Genomic DNA, 13039 nt, shown 5'->3' with positions numbered 1-13039 from the left:
ATAATTTTTACTTTATTTCAATTTTTGCGCCTTGTTCTTCCAGTTTAGCCTTGAATTTTTCCGCTTCTTCCTTGCTTATTTTTTCCTTAACATTCTTAGGCGCGTTATCAACTAAATCTTTGGCCTCTTTTAACCCCAATCCTGTAAGCTCCCTGACTACTTTAATAACCTGAATTTTCTTTTCCCCCGCAGAAACAAGAACAACATCAAATTCAGTTTTTTCCGCCTTGGCCGCTGTTTCTGCCGCGGCGCCCCCGGCTGCTGCGGCAGGCGCAAATGCCATAGTCATACCGCTTTGAGCTTTTACTCCAAATTTTTCCTCAATTGCTTTAACTAATTCGGATAATTCCAGCACGCTCAATTTTCCAATATTTTCCACTAGTTCATTTATTCTTGTATCAGGCATTTCTTTGCTCCTTTCCTTGTCGCTTCGCTACATTGCAATTTATTGCAAAGTGCAAATTTTAAATTAATTTTAAATTGTTCAAACACCTTCTTTTTCTTTTTTAAGTTTTAATTCATTAATTACCAAAGCCATATTTTGTAAATTTGCCTGTAATACATTAACAAGATTAAACAATGGCCCTTTTATACAAGATATTAACTGTAATAATAAAATTTCTTTACCAGGCAGCATTGATAATTTTTTAAGCATATCTGCATCTATTACGTTAACCCCATCCAAAACTCCTGCTTTTACCTTGAAATTATCAAAACCTTTGCTAAAATTAAATAATATTTTAATCACCGCACTTTCATTTTCATATCCAAATGCTATTGCCGTAGGCCCTTTCAAATGGCTTTCCAATCCGTTCAGACCCAGATTTTTTGAGGCTATGTTAGTCAATGTATTTTTTACAACACGATATTCGCCCCCGGCTTCTCTTATTTTTTTTCTCAACTTATTAATATTCTCTACATTTAACCCGCGATATTCGGTTAAAACACAACATTTGGCCTTTGAAATCTTATCCTGCAACTCTTCAGCTTTTTTTTGTTTTTCTGCTCGAACCACTGCTTTCACCCCCTACTTAATACCAATTGTCAATTGACAATTTACAATTGTTAATTTCCTAATGAAGCGCTACTATTTCTTGCTTATCCAGTTTTATGGAAGGCCCCATGCTGGACGAAAGGTAAACATTTTCTAAATATTGCCCTTTAGCACCAGATGGTTTGGCGATCAACACAGCTTCCAATAATGTCTTTAGATTTTCCAAAATTGACTCTTCATTAAAAGAGGCCTTACCTACAATTGTATGCATGACACCGGCATCATCAACTTTAAATTCCACTTTCCCGGCTTTAATATCTCTCACCGCTTTGCCGACATCAAAAGTGACTGTCCCCATTTTAGGATTGGGCATTAATCCCTTCGGGCCTAATATTTTTCCTAATTTGCTTAGTTCCTTCATCATATCCGGAGTTGCCACTATTACATCAAAATCCAGCCAGCCTTTTGAAATTTTTTCTAATATATCTTCAGCGCCGACATAATCCGCACCATTCTCCTTAGCCTCTTTCTCTTTTTCACCTTTTACAATAACCAATACTTTCACTGTTTTGCCAATTCCTTTCGGCAACACTACAGTCCCCTTAACAATTTGATCCGCGTGCTTTGGATTAACACCAAGTTTTATGGTTACGTTTATTGTCTCATCAAATTTTGTTTTTGGCATTTGTTTAAATAAAGCTACTGCTTCTTTTAATGTGTAAGCTTTATCTTTCTCAACTAAATTTTTTGCTGTATTATAACGTTTACTATGCTGCATTATGTTTCCTCCACCTCTACACCCATGCTTCGTGCAGTTCCCATAACCATTTTCACCGCGCCTTTCAAATCTTTTGCATTAAGATCTTTCATTTTTGTCTGGGCAATTTTTTCCGCTTCCTGCCTTGTAATCTTTCCAACTTTTTCACGGTTAGGCATACTCGATCCTTTAGCAATTTTGGCGGATTTCTTGATAAGAACAGCCATTGGCGGAGTCTTTGTTATAAATGTAAAGGTCCTGTCACTATAAATACTGATAACTACAGGAATTATTAAATTTTCAGCCATCTGAGCCTGTGTAGCTGCATTAAAAGCCTTGCAAAACTCCATAATGTTCACACCGTGCTGGCCCAGTGCCGGCCCTACCGGTGGAGCAGGATTAGCCTTCCCGGCCGGTATTTGTAATTTTACTATCGCGATCAGTTTCCCCGCCATATAACTCCTTTATCAATCTAAAATTTTATATCTTCGTTCTTTTGTTTTCAGCCCTTTAGTTTTCTTTACGCTCTTTCTATCTGCAAAAAATCCAATTCGACAGAGGTCGATCTGCCGAATATTGTCACCATCACTTTAACTTTCCCGCGTTCAGGATGAATTTCTTTTATCACACCGGAAAACCCCACAAAGGGCCCATTTGTTACCTTTATTGTATCGTTTTTCTTAAATGGTATTTCTGCCCTCGGTTTAGATTTTTCTCTCTCTACCTTGTCAATAATACCTTTAGCCTCATTTTCCTCCAAAGGTATAGGTTTAGCGCCCGCACCAACAAACCCCATAACTCCGGGTGTATTCCTGATAACATACCAAGACTCCTCGTCCATTTCCATTTCTATAAGAATATAGCCCGGAAAAGCTTTTTTAACGGTTATCTCTTTTTTACCTTTTTTTATTTCAGCAACTTCTTCGGTAGGAATGAGAATTTTACCAACCTTATCGGTCATCCCCATTGTTTCCAGCCTATGCTCCAGATTCGCTTTTACTTTCATCTCATACCCTGAATAGGTATGAAGTACGTACCAGTTTTTTGCCATATCGATCCCAAAATATCGAAGTTATTTTAATAAAAATTGAATTAATTTCGAAAAACCCAAATCCATAAATCCTATAAAAACGGATAACAATATAGAAACTATTACCACCAATACTGTCCCTGCTGAAGCTTCTTGCTTAGTAGGCCAGGTTACTTTAAAAATCTCAGTTTTTACTTCTTCAAAAAAAGGTTTTATCTTTTCTACCATTTTATCCTATATATGTGTGACTAAAAACTTCTCCTTTTTTTCACAAATTACTAATTACTCTAATTTTTCGCAAAGCGAAAAATTTTGGCAGGAGCGGCAGGAATTGAACCCGCAGTTCCGGTTTTGGAGACCGGTGGTTTACCGTTAACCGACGCTCCTAGAATCAAGAGCTAAAGAAATATTTTGATTATTTACCACTAGTTAGGATGGGAAATAACCTTTATCCCGTAAAATGCAGATTTTCTATTTTGTCTGCCTATGTAAGGTATGTTTATTACACGAAGAACAATACTTCTTAGTCTCCATTCTATCCGGATGTTTCTTTTTATTCTTCATCGTCGAATAATTACGCTCTTTACATTCAGTGCATGCTAAAGTAATTATCTCCCGCATTTCATTCTACTCCAGTATCTCCGCGATGACCCCGGCACCTATCGTCCGGCCGCCCTCGCGTATCGCGAATTTTAACCCTTTTTCCATTGCTATCTTTGATATTAACTCCACTTCCATTGTTACATTGTCTCCAGGCATCACCATCTCCACACCTTCCGGAAGTTTCGTCATTCCTGTTACATCCGTCGTCCTTAAATAAAACTGCGGACGGTACCCGTTGAAAAACGGCGTGTGACGCCCTCCTTCTTCCTTTGTCAATATATACACCTCTGCTTTAAATTTCTTGTGCGGCGTTATACTCCCGGGCTTCGCCAATACCTGGCCCCTTTCCACATCATTCTTCTCCACGCCTCTTAACAACGCGCCTATGTTGTCACCCGCCCTTCCTTCATCCAGCAGTTTGCGGAACATCTCTATCCCAGTCACTACCGTCTTCTTCGTGTCCTTTATCCCGACTATTTCCACTTCTTCCCCTACCTTTACTATCCCCCTCTCCACTCTCCCTGTCGCTACCGTCCCACGTCCAGTTATCGTAAACACATCCTCTACTGACATCAAAAACGGCTTGTCAACGTCCCTTGACGGCAATGGTATATATTTGTCCACCGCGTCCATTAACTCATATATCTTCCCGCACCACTGGCATTCTCTCTTCCCGCATGCGCATTCCATCGCCTTATACGCGCTCCCTTTTATTACAGGTATCTCCTCCCCGGGAAAATTATACGCGCTCAATAATTCCCTTACTTCCAACTCCACCAAATCCAAAAGCTCTTTATCATCTACCATGTCTATCTTATTCAAAAATACCACTATCGCAGGCAGCCCTACCTGCCTTGCCAACAGTATATGTTCCCTTGTCTGCGGCATAGGCCCGTCTGCCGCGCTTACCACCAGTATCCCTCCGTCCATCTGCGCCGCCCCCGTTATCATATTCTTTATATAATCCGCGTGACCGGGACAGTCTACATGCGCGTAATGCCGGTTCGCTGTCTCATATTCCGTGTGATGCACATTGATTGTTACTCCTCTTTCCTTCTCTTCCGGTGCGTTGTCTATTTCATCATAGTTCCTTGCCTGCGCTAAACCGCTCTTTGATAATACCTTCGTTATCGAGCTCGTTAACGTCGTCTTTCCATGATCTACATGCCCTATTGTCCCTATATTTACATGCGGCTTCTTCCTCTCAAATTTTTCCTTAGCCATTTTTTATTCCTCCTCGTTAAATACCTAATTCGTGATTCGTAACACGTATATAACTTTAACTCTATACACTTTTTACGTTTTACGTTATACTTCCTTCACGATTACCGGCATAATTATACCGATAAAGTGTAAAGTATAACAAAAAAATATAACTTGTCAAGAAAAAAATTAAAATTCATTCAAATTTTATTTATTTCTTAACTTTCCAATAAAAAACCTCCCTTAAATTTAAGAGAGGTTTTTTAATTATTCTAAAAATTATAATTTACTTAAGGTATCACCCTGTATGGCAAACCCCACGCGTTTGAATTATAATCGTCATCTGTCTGGTTCTGGAGACATTTTGAATCCAAAACGTCAATAACCGCATAATGCCTTAAATTTCCCCAAACCCTCCATGTACCTGTCCAGATTCCGTCATTGGCGATATCATCACCGTTTGTTCCGTCATCGACCATCTTTAAACGTTTATGTATTCCAAACGCTGAAAAATGGTGCAGGAAAACAAAGGTCTCCGGATAATAACTTGGGCTGGTATTTCTAACTGTCGCCATTACTTTAACCTCTTGCCCCGAGGTAAAAAGAGGCAGGCTATCCCTTAAAATCATCTGGCCCGGCGAGGTTATTTCTATAACCGTCTGACCATTAGACACAACCTGGATTTTATCAATAAAGACTTTTTGTTTTGATGTATCAGTCAATTTTATTTCACGCGGGGAAATTTTTGCCAGGTGCCAGCCCCTGCCGGGATATTTCTCAAAATACCACTTGTGGGTAATTGTATCCGCGAAAGGTTTATGCCCGGGATTCTTTATGCCGTCGCGGGTCGTATCAACCCAAAACAGTCCCGTAATATTTCTGGCAACTGTAATATTGCAATAGCTTGTATCACCACTTTTACCAAATTCCAACGTTTTACTAATATTCGAAAGTCCCGTTCTTTGTCTTCTCCAGCGTTGATGATATTCTGCCCTCGGCAGAGTTGTGTCAATAAGACTCAGCGGGGAAAGTTTAAATCCATCATCTTTGGATGACAGTTCCATCATACTTTCATCTTCGTCCAGCATATCGCTCATTTCCTGGGTAAACAGATCATCGTTTGCCAGAGCCTCTTCCACATCACTCTGGTCAGATGTAGAAGCAGTTCCCGTCGTCGTAGTGCCTCCCCCGGTAGTTGTTGATGATGTCGGATTATTTTCGTCATCTTTTCCAAACATATTGCATCCGGTAAAAAAAACGGAAAACACAAATACTGTCAAAAATATGCTTACTGCTTTATTTTTCATGAATTACACTCCTTTCTTTTTAATTATATTTTATTATACCAATAATTCTCCAAAAAAAGTTTCAATTAAATTTTTAAAAAATTTTTATTCCCGCGGAGGCGGTCTTTTGCGGTTTCTTTCTCTTATCTGGTATTCCTGCCGTAAACGCCTCTTTTCTTCAGGGGTCAAAGACTGCCAGCGTTTTTGTTTCTCCCAAAAAAGCCTGCGTTCTTCAGACCGCATTTCTTTAAACTTATTATATAACTTTTTTAATTCTTCTCTTTTCCCGGGAGGTAAATTTTTCCATTTTTCATAATTTAATAAAATCCTTTTTCTGTCCGTTACCGATAAATTCTGCATCCTTTTCCAGTTACGCTTAACTTCCGCTTTTTTTTCAGGCGAAAGGGCGTTAAACCGTTTTAAATTTCTTTTAAAGCTTTCCCTTTCGGACAGAGGAATATCTTTGAAAAGACGGTACCTGTCCCTTATCATTTCTCTTTCTTTAGGAGATAACCTTTTCCATTTTTCTATCAATGCTCCATTTACTTTAATTCCCGGGTTATCCACACCCGCAAATACAAAAGGCCCTTTCCATCCCAAAAAAATGCAAAGATTCACCGCAAGGATAAACATTATTTTATTTTTTTTCTTCATCTTCAGACACCTCCGGTTCAAGGACATCCAATTCTTCAACCGATTCAAAATCGTCTTCTTCTAAAATTTCCATCTTCCTAAACATTTCGATATCTTCATTCTCCAGCAATTCAAGATTTTCAACTATGTCCATATCTTCCCCTGTAATAACTTCAACGGAATCTTCCGCGAAGACAATATCCCCATTTTCCATAAAAACCGAAATCACTGCGATAAATAAAGTCAATACAACTACCTTACAAGTTAATCGAATCAATTAATTCAACCTCCTCCAGCACGTGCATATTTTCAATTAATTCCAATTCCTCCGCTAAATCCAGGTCATCCGGGATCCGGGTATTTTCATATTCAAATATCAAAGCGTAATTCTGGATCCTTTGGTTTATAAAAATTTTTCTTAAATACAACCCGCCGCCGCCGGTCATTAATAAAAACATTATAACTGCCGCAGGCACCCATTTTGGCAAAAATTCAGGCATCCTTAAAAATTTATTTTTCTGACAGTCATATCCGTTTTCAGAAATCTTCCGGCGGACTTTCGATTTAAAAGCAATTGAAGGCTGGATTTTATCAGCAATATCAAGCAAATCCCAGCTTTTTTGAAATAGTTCCAATTCTTTTTTACAATTTAAACATTTCTCAAGATGTATTTTTATCCTGGATTTTTCATCCTGCGGCAACTCCCCTGCAAGGAATAAAGGCAGCGAGCTTTTTATTTCACGGCAACTCATTTTTTGGCCTCCATATGTATAAACACAGATTTAAGGAAAAAGTTGCGGTAAAAAATATGGATATTTTTCTGACATTTTACTTGATTTTTTTTACAAAACATTATAATATTTCAAAGTATGGAAAAAAGAACTGTATATAAACGTTTTCGCGGTAATGTCCGAAAAGACCTTATCAGAATACCTGTTACAATTACTCCCGAAATAGATGATTGGCTGGAAAATCTGCGAAGCACAATGAGAAGGTCCGGAGGATACAGACTACCTAAATCATATATTTTAAGGGCCATTTTAGACGCGATGATGGATTTAAAAATTGATGTTATGGGAATAAAGGAAGAAAAAGATCTGAGAGTCAGGGTCTCCGAGGCAGTGGCAGCATATAAAAAAAGAAATTGATTTTTTTAATTTTTGAAAAGCCCTAAACAACTTTTCATGTAAAGGGAAATAAAAATGAAAAATAATAAAAAGGAAGACAGAATTATCTTTCTAAAGCTGAATAAAAAAGAATTAGTTTTTTTAAATAAATTATGCTGCAAAAAAAATGCCAATATCCCCCGTTCAATGATATTTAACCATTTCTTTTTTCTCTTTAAGAACCTGTCACTTGACATAAACAGCGTAAAAACCAAAGGAGCGTTAAAAAAAGAAATTTTAAATGCGCTGGGAAAACACTGAAAGGATTATCTATTATGAGACAAAAAAAATTCAACATTCTAATTATTAACAAAAACCCTAAAATTCTTGATTCCCTGGGCCTGACCCTGGCAGAAAAAGGACATCTTATAATGTTTGCCCTAAATTTAGAAATGGCCCTGGAGATTATGAATAATGTCCGGATAAATCTGGTTATAATTGGTATTATTAAAGAAATAGAAAATCAAGCAGAGATTTTAAAAAAATTAAAAGAATTGTTCCCCATGATACCCGCCCTGATAACTTCGGGGGACAAATTAAAAAATAAAGAATATTTGAAATTACTGCATTACGGAGCTTCCGGGTTTATAACCGCATCATTAAATACCGAAGAACTTGAAAGAGTCTTTAACAGAGCGGTCAAATAAAAAATTTTTATATCAATCCCTTATCCGCAAAACTAAAGTATTTATTGTCGCCTATAATAATATGGTCCAAAAAGTTTAATCCCAGGCTGCCGCAGGCATCTTTTACATTTCTTGTAAATTGCCTGTCCTCTTCACTGGGAGATGAATCTCCTGAAGGATGATTATGGATACAAATGATCCCCGAAGAAAAATTTTGTAAACCGGGCAGTAAAATTTCCCTGACATTTGGACTTGCCTGGTTTACCGAACCTTCTTCAATTTCTTTTATTTCAATTACCTGGTTTTTGACATCCAGATACAGCACTTTAAACACTTCCTTTTTTAAGTCTCTAAGCCTGTTCATCAATATCTTTGCCACATCATGTGAAGTTTCTATTTTTACCTTTTTTCCCTTCAGAATTTCTTCTCCGAACCTGCGGCCTATTTCAATAGCTGCTTTAACCTGGGCAATCTTCGCCATTCCTAAACCTTTTATGTCCCAGTCTTTAATATTTGTATGGCCCATATTGCGAAATGTTTTAAACTTTTGGATAATCGTCCTGGATAAATCAACGGCACTTTGTCCTTTTATACCTGTCCGTAATATTATGGCCAGTAATTCCGTATCGCTAAGAGTATGTTCACCGCATCTCAAGAGCTTCTCTCTGGGCCTCTCATCCTGCGGCCAATTTTTTATCGCTTTTTCATATATTTTCTTTTTACAGTTTTTTCCGGCCATAAATTATTAACAATTAAAATTTAATCATAAACGTATTTTTCAAGTTTTTCTTTTAAAGATATTTTCGCGCGGTTTAAAAGGGATTTTACAGAAGAAATTGAACAGTCCATAATTTGTGAAATTTCTTCATAGGATAAACTATCATATTTAGATAAAATCACGGCAATCTTTTGGTTTGGCGGCAGTAAATCAATCGCGTTTTTAACAACTTTTTGGAGATCTTTTAGTTCCAGCTGAGCCAAGGCTGATGGATTTTTATTATCCGGAATTTTTTTCTCTGGCTCTTCCAAATCCTTTTTTAAAAAACGCAAAATACCTTTTTTTCTTCTTATATCATTTAGCGCAGTGTTTTTCGCGATAATATAAATCCATGTGGAGAATTTCGATTGTGGAATGTATTTTTTCCCGGAATGGTATACTCTGATAAAAACCTCCTGGGTCAAATCCTCCGCCTCTGTTTTATTTCCTGTTATTTTATATAAAAAATTAATTATCGGGGACTGATATTTTTCAAGAAGAATTTCAAAGGATGAATTATCACCGTCTTTAAAACGAAGCATTAGCTGGACATCTTCATCTTTAAGATATTCATCCACCGTTTTTTTTAAACCTTTTTTCCCAGTTCAATCCCAAGTTTCTTGACACATTTCGCTTTTGAATGGCCACAGGCCACACGAAGCTTTAGCGAAGTGTGGAGCCCACGACCAGGATTGAACTGGTGACCTCATCCTTACCAAGGATGTGCTCTACCAACTGAGCTACATGGGCGTTTTAGAAAATCGAAATTTGAGAATCGAAATTAGATTAATAAAAGATTTTTTCTATTTTCGAATTTCGATTCTCGATTGCTCTGATTTTTGCGCGAAAGTGCAAAAATCTTGGAGCGGGAGAGGGGAATCGAACCCCCGTGGCTAGCTTGGAAGGCTAGAACTCTACCATTGAGCTACTCCCGCTTTTTAGAAAATCGAAATTTGAGAATCGAAATTAGATTAATAAAATATTTCTGTCTATTTTCGAATCTAGATTCTCGATTGCTCTGTTTTTTACTCAAAGAGCAAAAAACTGGTGGGGAGAGAAGGATTCGAACCTTCGAAGCCCGAAGACGACAGATTTACAGTCTGTTCCCTTTAGCCACTTGGGTATCTCCCCGAATTGGTAAATATGAAATTCTGAAAATTGATAATCGAAAATAGACCGCAATCGAATTTTTTCCTCTATTTTCGAATTTCGATTCTCGATTGCTCTGATTTTTGCGTCTTGCGCAAAAATCTGGAGCCGATGAGAGGAATCGAACCTCCAACCTAGTGATTACAAATCACTTGCTCTACCATTGAGCTACATCGGCAAAAACCGCCAAATTTAAAAATAAATTATTATTATATCAAAAAAAATAAATTAGTCAATATCAACTATTTTTTCTCTGTCTCACCGCTTCATACAGGCAAATTCCCGCGGCAACAGAGGCGTTAAGCGAATTTATTTTGCCGTTCATGGGCAGATTGGCCAGAAAATCGCATCTTTCTTTAATCAATTTGTGCAAGCCCTCTCCTTCGCTTCCAATAACAATAGCCAAAGGTATTTTCAGGTCCATTTCATAAATACTTTTTTCAGCCCTGGTATCTAATCCTACTACCCAGATATTTTCACTTTTCAGCCGTTCGATTTCCTGCGATAAATTCGTTACCTCAGCAATCAAAATATGTTCCACCGCGCCTGCGGAGGTTTTTGCAACCGTCCCTGTTAAGCCGCACGCGCGGTGTTTGGGAATAATCACCCCGTCAACTCCGGCGGACTCAGCCGTGCGAAGGATCGCCCCGAGATTATGCGGATCCATGATACTGTCCAAAAGAATAATAAATGCCGGTTTCCCATTTTTTTTACTTACCTCTAAAATATCTTCAACGCTGGTTTGTATCCTTCTTTCCGCGTCACCTAAAAGCGCCGCGACACCCTGGTGGCTCTGGCCGAAATTATAAAAAAAACCTTTGTCTTTGGAAACAAAATCAATATTTTTCTCCCTGGCTAATTTTTTGATTTCATCAACACTATCCCTTTTCAGCTCCTTGCTGAAAAATATTACCTTTATTTCCCTCCTGCCCGATTTTATCGCTTCTAATACCGGATGTTTCCCCCAGATTTTGTTTTGAAAATTCATAATGATTTAAATGATACACATTTTTGGATACAAATGTCAACTATTTAAAAAAATTGCATTGCAATACTAAAAATTATGTATATAATAGTAATACAATACTAACAAACTAATGGTTTAATAGTATTGCAATACTATCAGAAAGGAGCTATATGATAGAAGAGTTATTTAAACTCAGCCAGAATTTTATTAACATTTATAACAGAGAATATAAGAGATATTTTCTGAAAGTTAATCCATTAACTAATCGTTTTTCCATAATAACAGGACAGAGGGGTGTAGGAAAAACCACTGCAATGATTCAATACATCCTCTCCTCGTATAATAACGATATTTTTACAGATAAGGCTATCTATGTACAGGCAGATCATTTTCTTGTCGGCAAATATTCACTTTATGAAATAGCAGAGCAGTTTTATAAGCTTGGCGGAGAGCTTTTATGTTTTGATGAAATACACAAATATTCAAATTGGTCAAAAGAATTAAAAAGCATAAATGACACATTTCCAAAATTAAAAATAATAGCATCCGGAAGTTCGGCGCTGGAGATATACAAGGGGACCCATGATCTTAGTAGGCGGGCAGTTGTTTTTAAAATGGCCGGGTTATCGTTTAGAGAATTTATTGAAATTACAACTGAAAGCGAGCTTCAAAGTTATGGGCTTGAAGAAATAACTAAAAATCACCAAAAAATATCCGCCAAAGCTATAACTATGCTTGAACAAAAAAATAGAAAAGTCCTTGCATTATTTAAGGAATATTTAAGCTACGGTTATTATCCTTATTTTAAGGAATACGCGGATAAAAACATTTTTCGTTTAACACTGGAGCAAAATATACATACTACACTCGAAAGCGATTTAATGCTTATACATCCTTCATTAAACGGTAATAGTATTAAAAAAATCAAAAGGCTTTTATCTATTATAGCGTCATCTGTTCCTTTTACGCCTGATTTAAAAAATCTAAAAAACATTCTTGATATTGGAGATGAGCGGACATTAAAAATTTATCTAAAATATTTGGAAGACGCGGGGATAATAATGAGTATTTCTAAAGGCAAAGGAGGCCTGCGGGAATTGGAAAAACCTGAAAAGATTTATCTCAATAATCCGAACTTAATTCATGCAATAACAGATTACAAGACCGCAAATATTGGAAATATCAGGGAAACTTTTTTCCTGAATATGCTTAATACTTCTCATAAAGTCTCAATCCCATCAAAAGGAGATTTTCTTATTGATAACAAAAATATCTTTGAAATCGGCGGAAAAAATAAAAATTTTGACCAGATTAAAAATCTTAAAGATTCATTCCTGGTTTTAGATGATACAGAGACCGGTTTTAAAAATAAAATCCCATTGTGGCTATTTGGATTCTTATATTAATTTTGCCACTGAGAATTGAATATATGGTAAATTTAAAGATGAAAAGATAATATCAATCTTTGAAGCGATTCATCAGCTTATGATGTCACCGGAAAAACCAGCGCAAAAAATAGGATTAGATTATGAATAAAGTCTTTATATTTGGGGCAGGAGCTTCTAAACCAGCGGGAACACCTTTGTTAAAAGAGTTTATTGGTATAGGATTATCTCGTTTTGGACTTTATTCTTCAAATAAAAATGATAACGATCTTACCGGAGACAATATAAGCAATTATCCAAATTTTCTGATTTTCCTAAAAGATAAATATAATTTTGATTTTCACAGTGACGATTCATATTGGAGTGAACCCCTATGTCTGTAATCTTAGCTTAGACTAAATTGACAGGGACCAAATTTATGTTCTTTTTCAAATAGCTCAGCTTCAAATTCATCCGGAGGCAAATAACCAAGCGCAGAATGAA

20 protein-coding genes and 5 tRNA genes are annotated in these 13039 nt (G+C 36.9%); 5 read left to right on the top strand and 20 right to left on the bottom strand.

Translation table 11 applies throughout. The features are described from left to right. Positions 1-7: 7 nt before the first annotated feature. From rplL to AB1498_09375, 13 genes are all read right to left on the bottom strand, one after another. Positions 8-406: a 50S ribosomal protein L7/L12 gene (rplL, locus tag AB1498_09435; GenBank protein MEW6088508.1), complete on the bottom strand. Its 399-nt coding sequence runs from the start codon at positions 404-406 to the stop codon at positions 8-10. A gap of 78 nt (positions 407-484) precedes the next feature. Continuing rightward, positions 485-1015 carry a 50S ribosomal protein L10 gene (gene rplJ / locus AB1498_09430; protein ID MEW6088507.1) on the bottom strand — a complete coding sequence of 177 codons (531 nt, stop codon included), beginning with the start codon at positions 1013-1015 and terminating at the stop codon, positions 485-487. A gap of 58 nt (positions 1016-1073) precedes the next feature. After that, entirely contained in the window at positions 1074-1775 is a 702-nt protein-coding gene (gene rplA, locus AB1498_09425; protein ID MEW6088506.1) for a 50S ribosomal protein L1, read from the bottom strand. After that, positions 1772-2206, bottom strand: coding sequence for a 50S ribosomal protein L11 (gene rplK, locus AB1498_09420; protein MEW6088505.1), 435 nt, complete (start codon positions 2204-2206; stop codon positions 1772-1774). The genes rplA and rplK overlap by 4 nt, the downstream gene beginning before the upstream one ends. Before the next feature lie 65 nt (positions 2207-2271). Then, positions 2272-2802, bottom strand: coding sequence for a transcription termination/antitermination protein NusG (gene nusG, locus AB1498_09415; protein MEW6088504.1), 531 nt, complete (start codon positions 2800-2802; stop codon positions 2272-2274). Between the two features lie 21 nt (positions 2803-2823). After that, complete coding sequence (gene secE, locus AB1498_09410) at positions 2824-3009, bottom strand: preprotein translocase subunit SecE (protein ID MEW6088503.1); 186 nt, start codon at positions 3007-3009, stop codon at positions 2824-2826. A gap of 85 nt (positions 3010-3094) precedes the next feature. Next, positions 3095-3168, bottom strand: a tRNA-Trp gene (locus tag AB1498_09405). Between the two features lie 84 nt (positions 3169-3252). Further along, the gene (gene rpmG, locus AB1498_09400) at positions 3253-3402 is read right to left on the bottom strand and encodes a 50S ribosomal protein L33 (protein ID MEW6088502.1); all 150 of its coding nucleotides are present in this window, start codon (positions 3400-3402) and stop codon (positions 3253-3255) included. Positions 3403-3408: 6 nt separating this feature from the next. After that, complete coding sequence (tuf, locus tag AB1498_09395; GenBank protein MEW6088501.1) at positions 3409-4608, bottom strand: elongation factor Tu; 1200 nt, start codon at positions 4606-4608, stop codon at positions 3409-3411. Between the two features lie 269 nt (positions 4609-4877). Then, positions 4878-5894 (bottom strand): choice-of-anchor X domain-containing protein, encoded by a 1017-nt coding sequence (locus tag AB1498_09390; protein MEW6088500.1) that lies wholly within the window; start codon positions 5892-5894, stop codon positions 4878-4880. An 84-nt stretch (positions 5895-5978) separates the two neighbouring features. Beyond that, complete coding sequence (locus tag AB1498_09385) at positions 5979-6527, bottom strand: DUF3106 domain-containing protein (GenBank protein MEW6088499.1); 549 nt, start codon at positions 6525-6527, stop codon at positions 5979-5981. After that, entirely contained in the window at positions 6511-6783 is a 273-nt protein-coding gene (locus tag AB1498_09380; GenBank protein ID MEW6088498.1) for a hypothetical protein, read from the bottom strand. The genes AB1498_09385 and AB1498_09380 overlap by 17 nt, the downstream gene beginning before the upstream one ends. Then, positions 6764-7258, bottom strand: a complete 495-nt coding sequence (locus AB1498_09375; GenBank protein ID MEW6088497.1) for a zf-HC2 domain-containing protein — start codon at positions 7256-7258, stop codon at positions 6764-6766. The genes AB1498_09380 and AB1498_09375 overlap by 20 nt, the downstream gene beginning before the upstream one ends. Before the next feature lie 117 nt (positions 7259-7375). Here AB1498_09375 and AB1498_09370 point away from each other — a divergent pair, with 117 nt between their 5' ends. From AB1498_09370 to AB1498_09360, 3 genes are read left to right on the top strand one after another with little or no spacing between them, the layout of a single operon-like run. Continuing rightward, complete coding sequence (locus AB1498_09370; protein MEW6088496.1) at positions 7376-7654, top strand: hypothetical protein; 279 nt, start codon at positions 7376-7378, stop codon at positions 7652-7654. Positions 7655-7708: 54 nt separating this feature from the next. Next, a complete protein-coding gene (locus tag AB1498_09365) occupies positions 7709-7933 on the top strand; it encodes a hypothetical protein (GenBank protein ID MEW6088495.1) in 225 nt (74 codons plus the stop codon). 14 nt (positions 7934-7947) lie between these two features. Next, entirely contained in the window at positions 7948-8319 is a 372-nt protein-coding gene (locus AB1498_09360) for a response regulator (GenBank protein MEW6088494.1), read from the top strand. A 7-nt stretch (positions 8320-8326) separates the two neighbouring features. Here the strand turns inward: AB1498_09360 and radC are convergent, their stop codons facing one another. From radC to rlmB, 7 genes are all read right to left on the bottom strand, one after another. Next, positions 8327-9037: a DNA repair protein RadC gene (radC, locus tag AB1498_09355; GenBank protein MEW6088493.1), complete on the bottom strand. Its 711-nt coding sequence runs from the start codon at positions 9035-9037 to the stop codon at positions 8327-8329. Positions 9038-9057: 20 nt separating this feature from the next. After that, positions 9058-9633 (bottom strand): RNA polymerase sigma factor, encoded by a 576-nt coding sequence (locus AB1498_09350; protein MEW6088492.1) that lies wholly within the window; start codon positions 9631-9633, stop codon positions 9058-9060. Between the two features lie 96 nt (positions 9634-9729). Continuing rightward, positions 9730-9805, bottom strand: a tRNA-Thr gene (locus AB1498_09345). A gap of 111 nt (positions 9806-9916) precedes the next feature. Further along, positions 9917-9990: transfer RNA gene (locus AB1498_09340), tRNA-Gly, on the bottom strand. A gap of 110 nt (positions 9991-10100) precedes the next feature. Continuing rightward, positions 10101-10186 (bottom strand) — tRNA-Tyr (locus tag AB1498_09335). 121 nt (positions 10187-10307) lie between these two features. Further along, positions 10308-10382 (bottom strand) — tRNA-Thr (locus AB1498_09330). 60 nt (positions 10383-10442) lie between these two features. Next, complete coding sequence (gene rlmB / locus AB1498_09325) at positions 10443-11192, bottom strand: 23S rRNA (guanosine(2251)-2'-O)-methyltransferase RlmB (protein MEW6088491.1); 750 nt, start codon at positions 11190-11192, stop codon at positions 10443-10445. Positions 11193-11341: 149 nt separating this feature from the next. On the opposite strand from rlmB, the gene AB1498_09320 reads away from it, so the two are divergent. Together AB1498_09320 and AB1498_09315 are read left to right on the top strand one after the other, a co-directional pair. Next, entirely contained in the window at positions 11342-12577 is a 1236-nt protein-coding gene (locus tag AB1498_09320) for an AAA family ATPase (GenBank protein ID MEW6088490.1), read from the top strand. A gap of 122 nt (positions 12578-12699) precedes the next feature. Next, a complete protein-coding gene (locus tag AB1498_09315) occupies positions 12700-12939 on the top strand; it encodes a hypothetical protein (GenBank protein MEW6088489.1) in 240 nt (79 codons plus the stop codon). Positions 12940-13039: the final 100 nt, after the last annotated feature.

It is taken from the genome of bacterium (assembly GCA_040754625.1).
Taxonomy (GTDB): domain Bacteria; phylum JACRDZ01; class JAQUKH01; order JAQUKH01; family JAQUKH01; genus JAQUKH01.
The sequence above is the reverse complement of the archived record's forward strand: the minus strand, read 5'-3'. Positions and strand labels throughout refer to the sequence as shown.

Excerpts from the sequence above, each read along its gene's own strand:
- rplL (MEW6088508.1), bottom strand. The coding sequence starts at position 406 with ATGCCTGATACAAGAATAAATGAACTAGTGGAAAATATTGGAAAATTG.
- rplK (MEW6088505.1), bottom strand. The coding sequence starts at position 2,206 with ATGGCGGGGAAACTGATCGCGATAGTAAAATTACAAATACCGGCCGGG.
- nusG (MEW6088504.1), bottom strand. The coding sequence starts at position 2,802 with ATGGCAAAAAACTGGTACGTACTTCATACCTATTCAGGGTATGAGATG.
- secE (MEW6088503.1), bottom strand. The coding sequence starts at position 3,009 with ATGGTAGAAAAGATAAAACCTTTTTTTGAAGAAGTAAAAACTGAGATT.
- rpmG (MEW6088502.1), bottom strand. The coding sequence starts at position 3,402 with ATGCGGGAGATAATTACTTTAGCATGCACTGAATGTAAAGAGCGTAAT.
- tuf (MEW6088501.1), bottom strand. The coding sequence starts at position 4,608 with ATGGCTAAGGAAAAATTTGAGAGGAAGAAGCCGCATGTAAATATAGGG.
- AB1498_09390 (MEW6088500.1), bottom strand. The coding sequence starts at position 5,894 with ATGAAAAATAAAGCAGTAAGCATATTTTTGACAGTATTTGTGTTTTCC.
- AB1498_09385 (MEW6088499.1), bottom strand. The coding sequence starts at position 6,527 with ATGAAGAAAAAAAATAAAATAATGTTTATCCTTGCGGTGAATCTTTGC.
- AB1498_09375 (MEW6088497.1), bottom strand. The coding sequence starts at position 7,258 with ATGAGTTGCCGTGAAATAAAAAGCTCGCTGCCTTTATTCCTTGCAGGG.
- AB1498_09370 (MEW6088496.1), top strand. The coding sequence starts at position 7,376 with ATGGAAAAAAGAACTGTATATAAACGTTTTCGCGGTAATGTCCGAAAA.
- AB1498_09365 (MEW6088495.1), top strand. The coding sequence starts at position 7,709 with ATGAAAAATAATAAAAAGGAAGACAGAATTATCTTTCTAAAGCTGAAT.
- AB1498_09360 (MEW6088494.1), top strand. The coding sequence starts at position 7,948 with ATGAGACAAAAAAAATTCAACATTCTAATTATTAACAAAAACCCTAAA.
- radC (MEW6088493.1), bottom strand. The coding sequence starts at position 9,037 with ATGGCCGGAAAAAACTGTAAAAAGAAAATATATGAAAAAGCGATAAAA.
- rlmB (MEW6088491.1), bottom strand. The coding sequence starts at position 11,192 with ATGAATTTTCAAAACAAAATCTGGGGGAAACATCCGGTATTAGAAGCG.
- AB1498_09320 (MEW6088490.1), top strand. The coding sequence starts at position 11,342 with ATGATAGAAGAGTTATTTAAACTCAGCCAGAATTTTATTAACATTTAT.
- AB1498_09315 (MEW6088489.1), top strand. The coding sequence starts at position 12,700 with ATGAATAAAGTCTTTATATTTGGGGCAGGAGCTTCTAAACCAGCGGGA.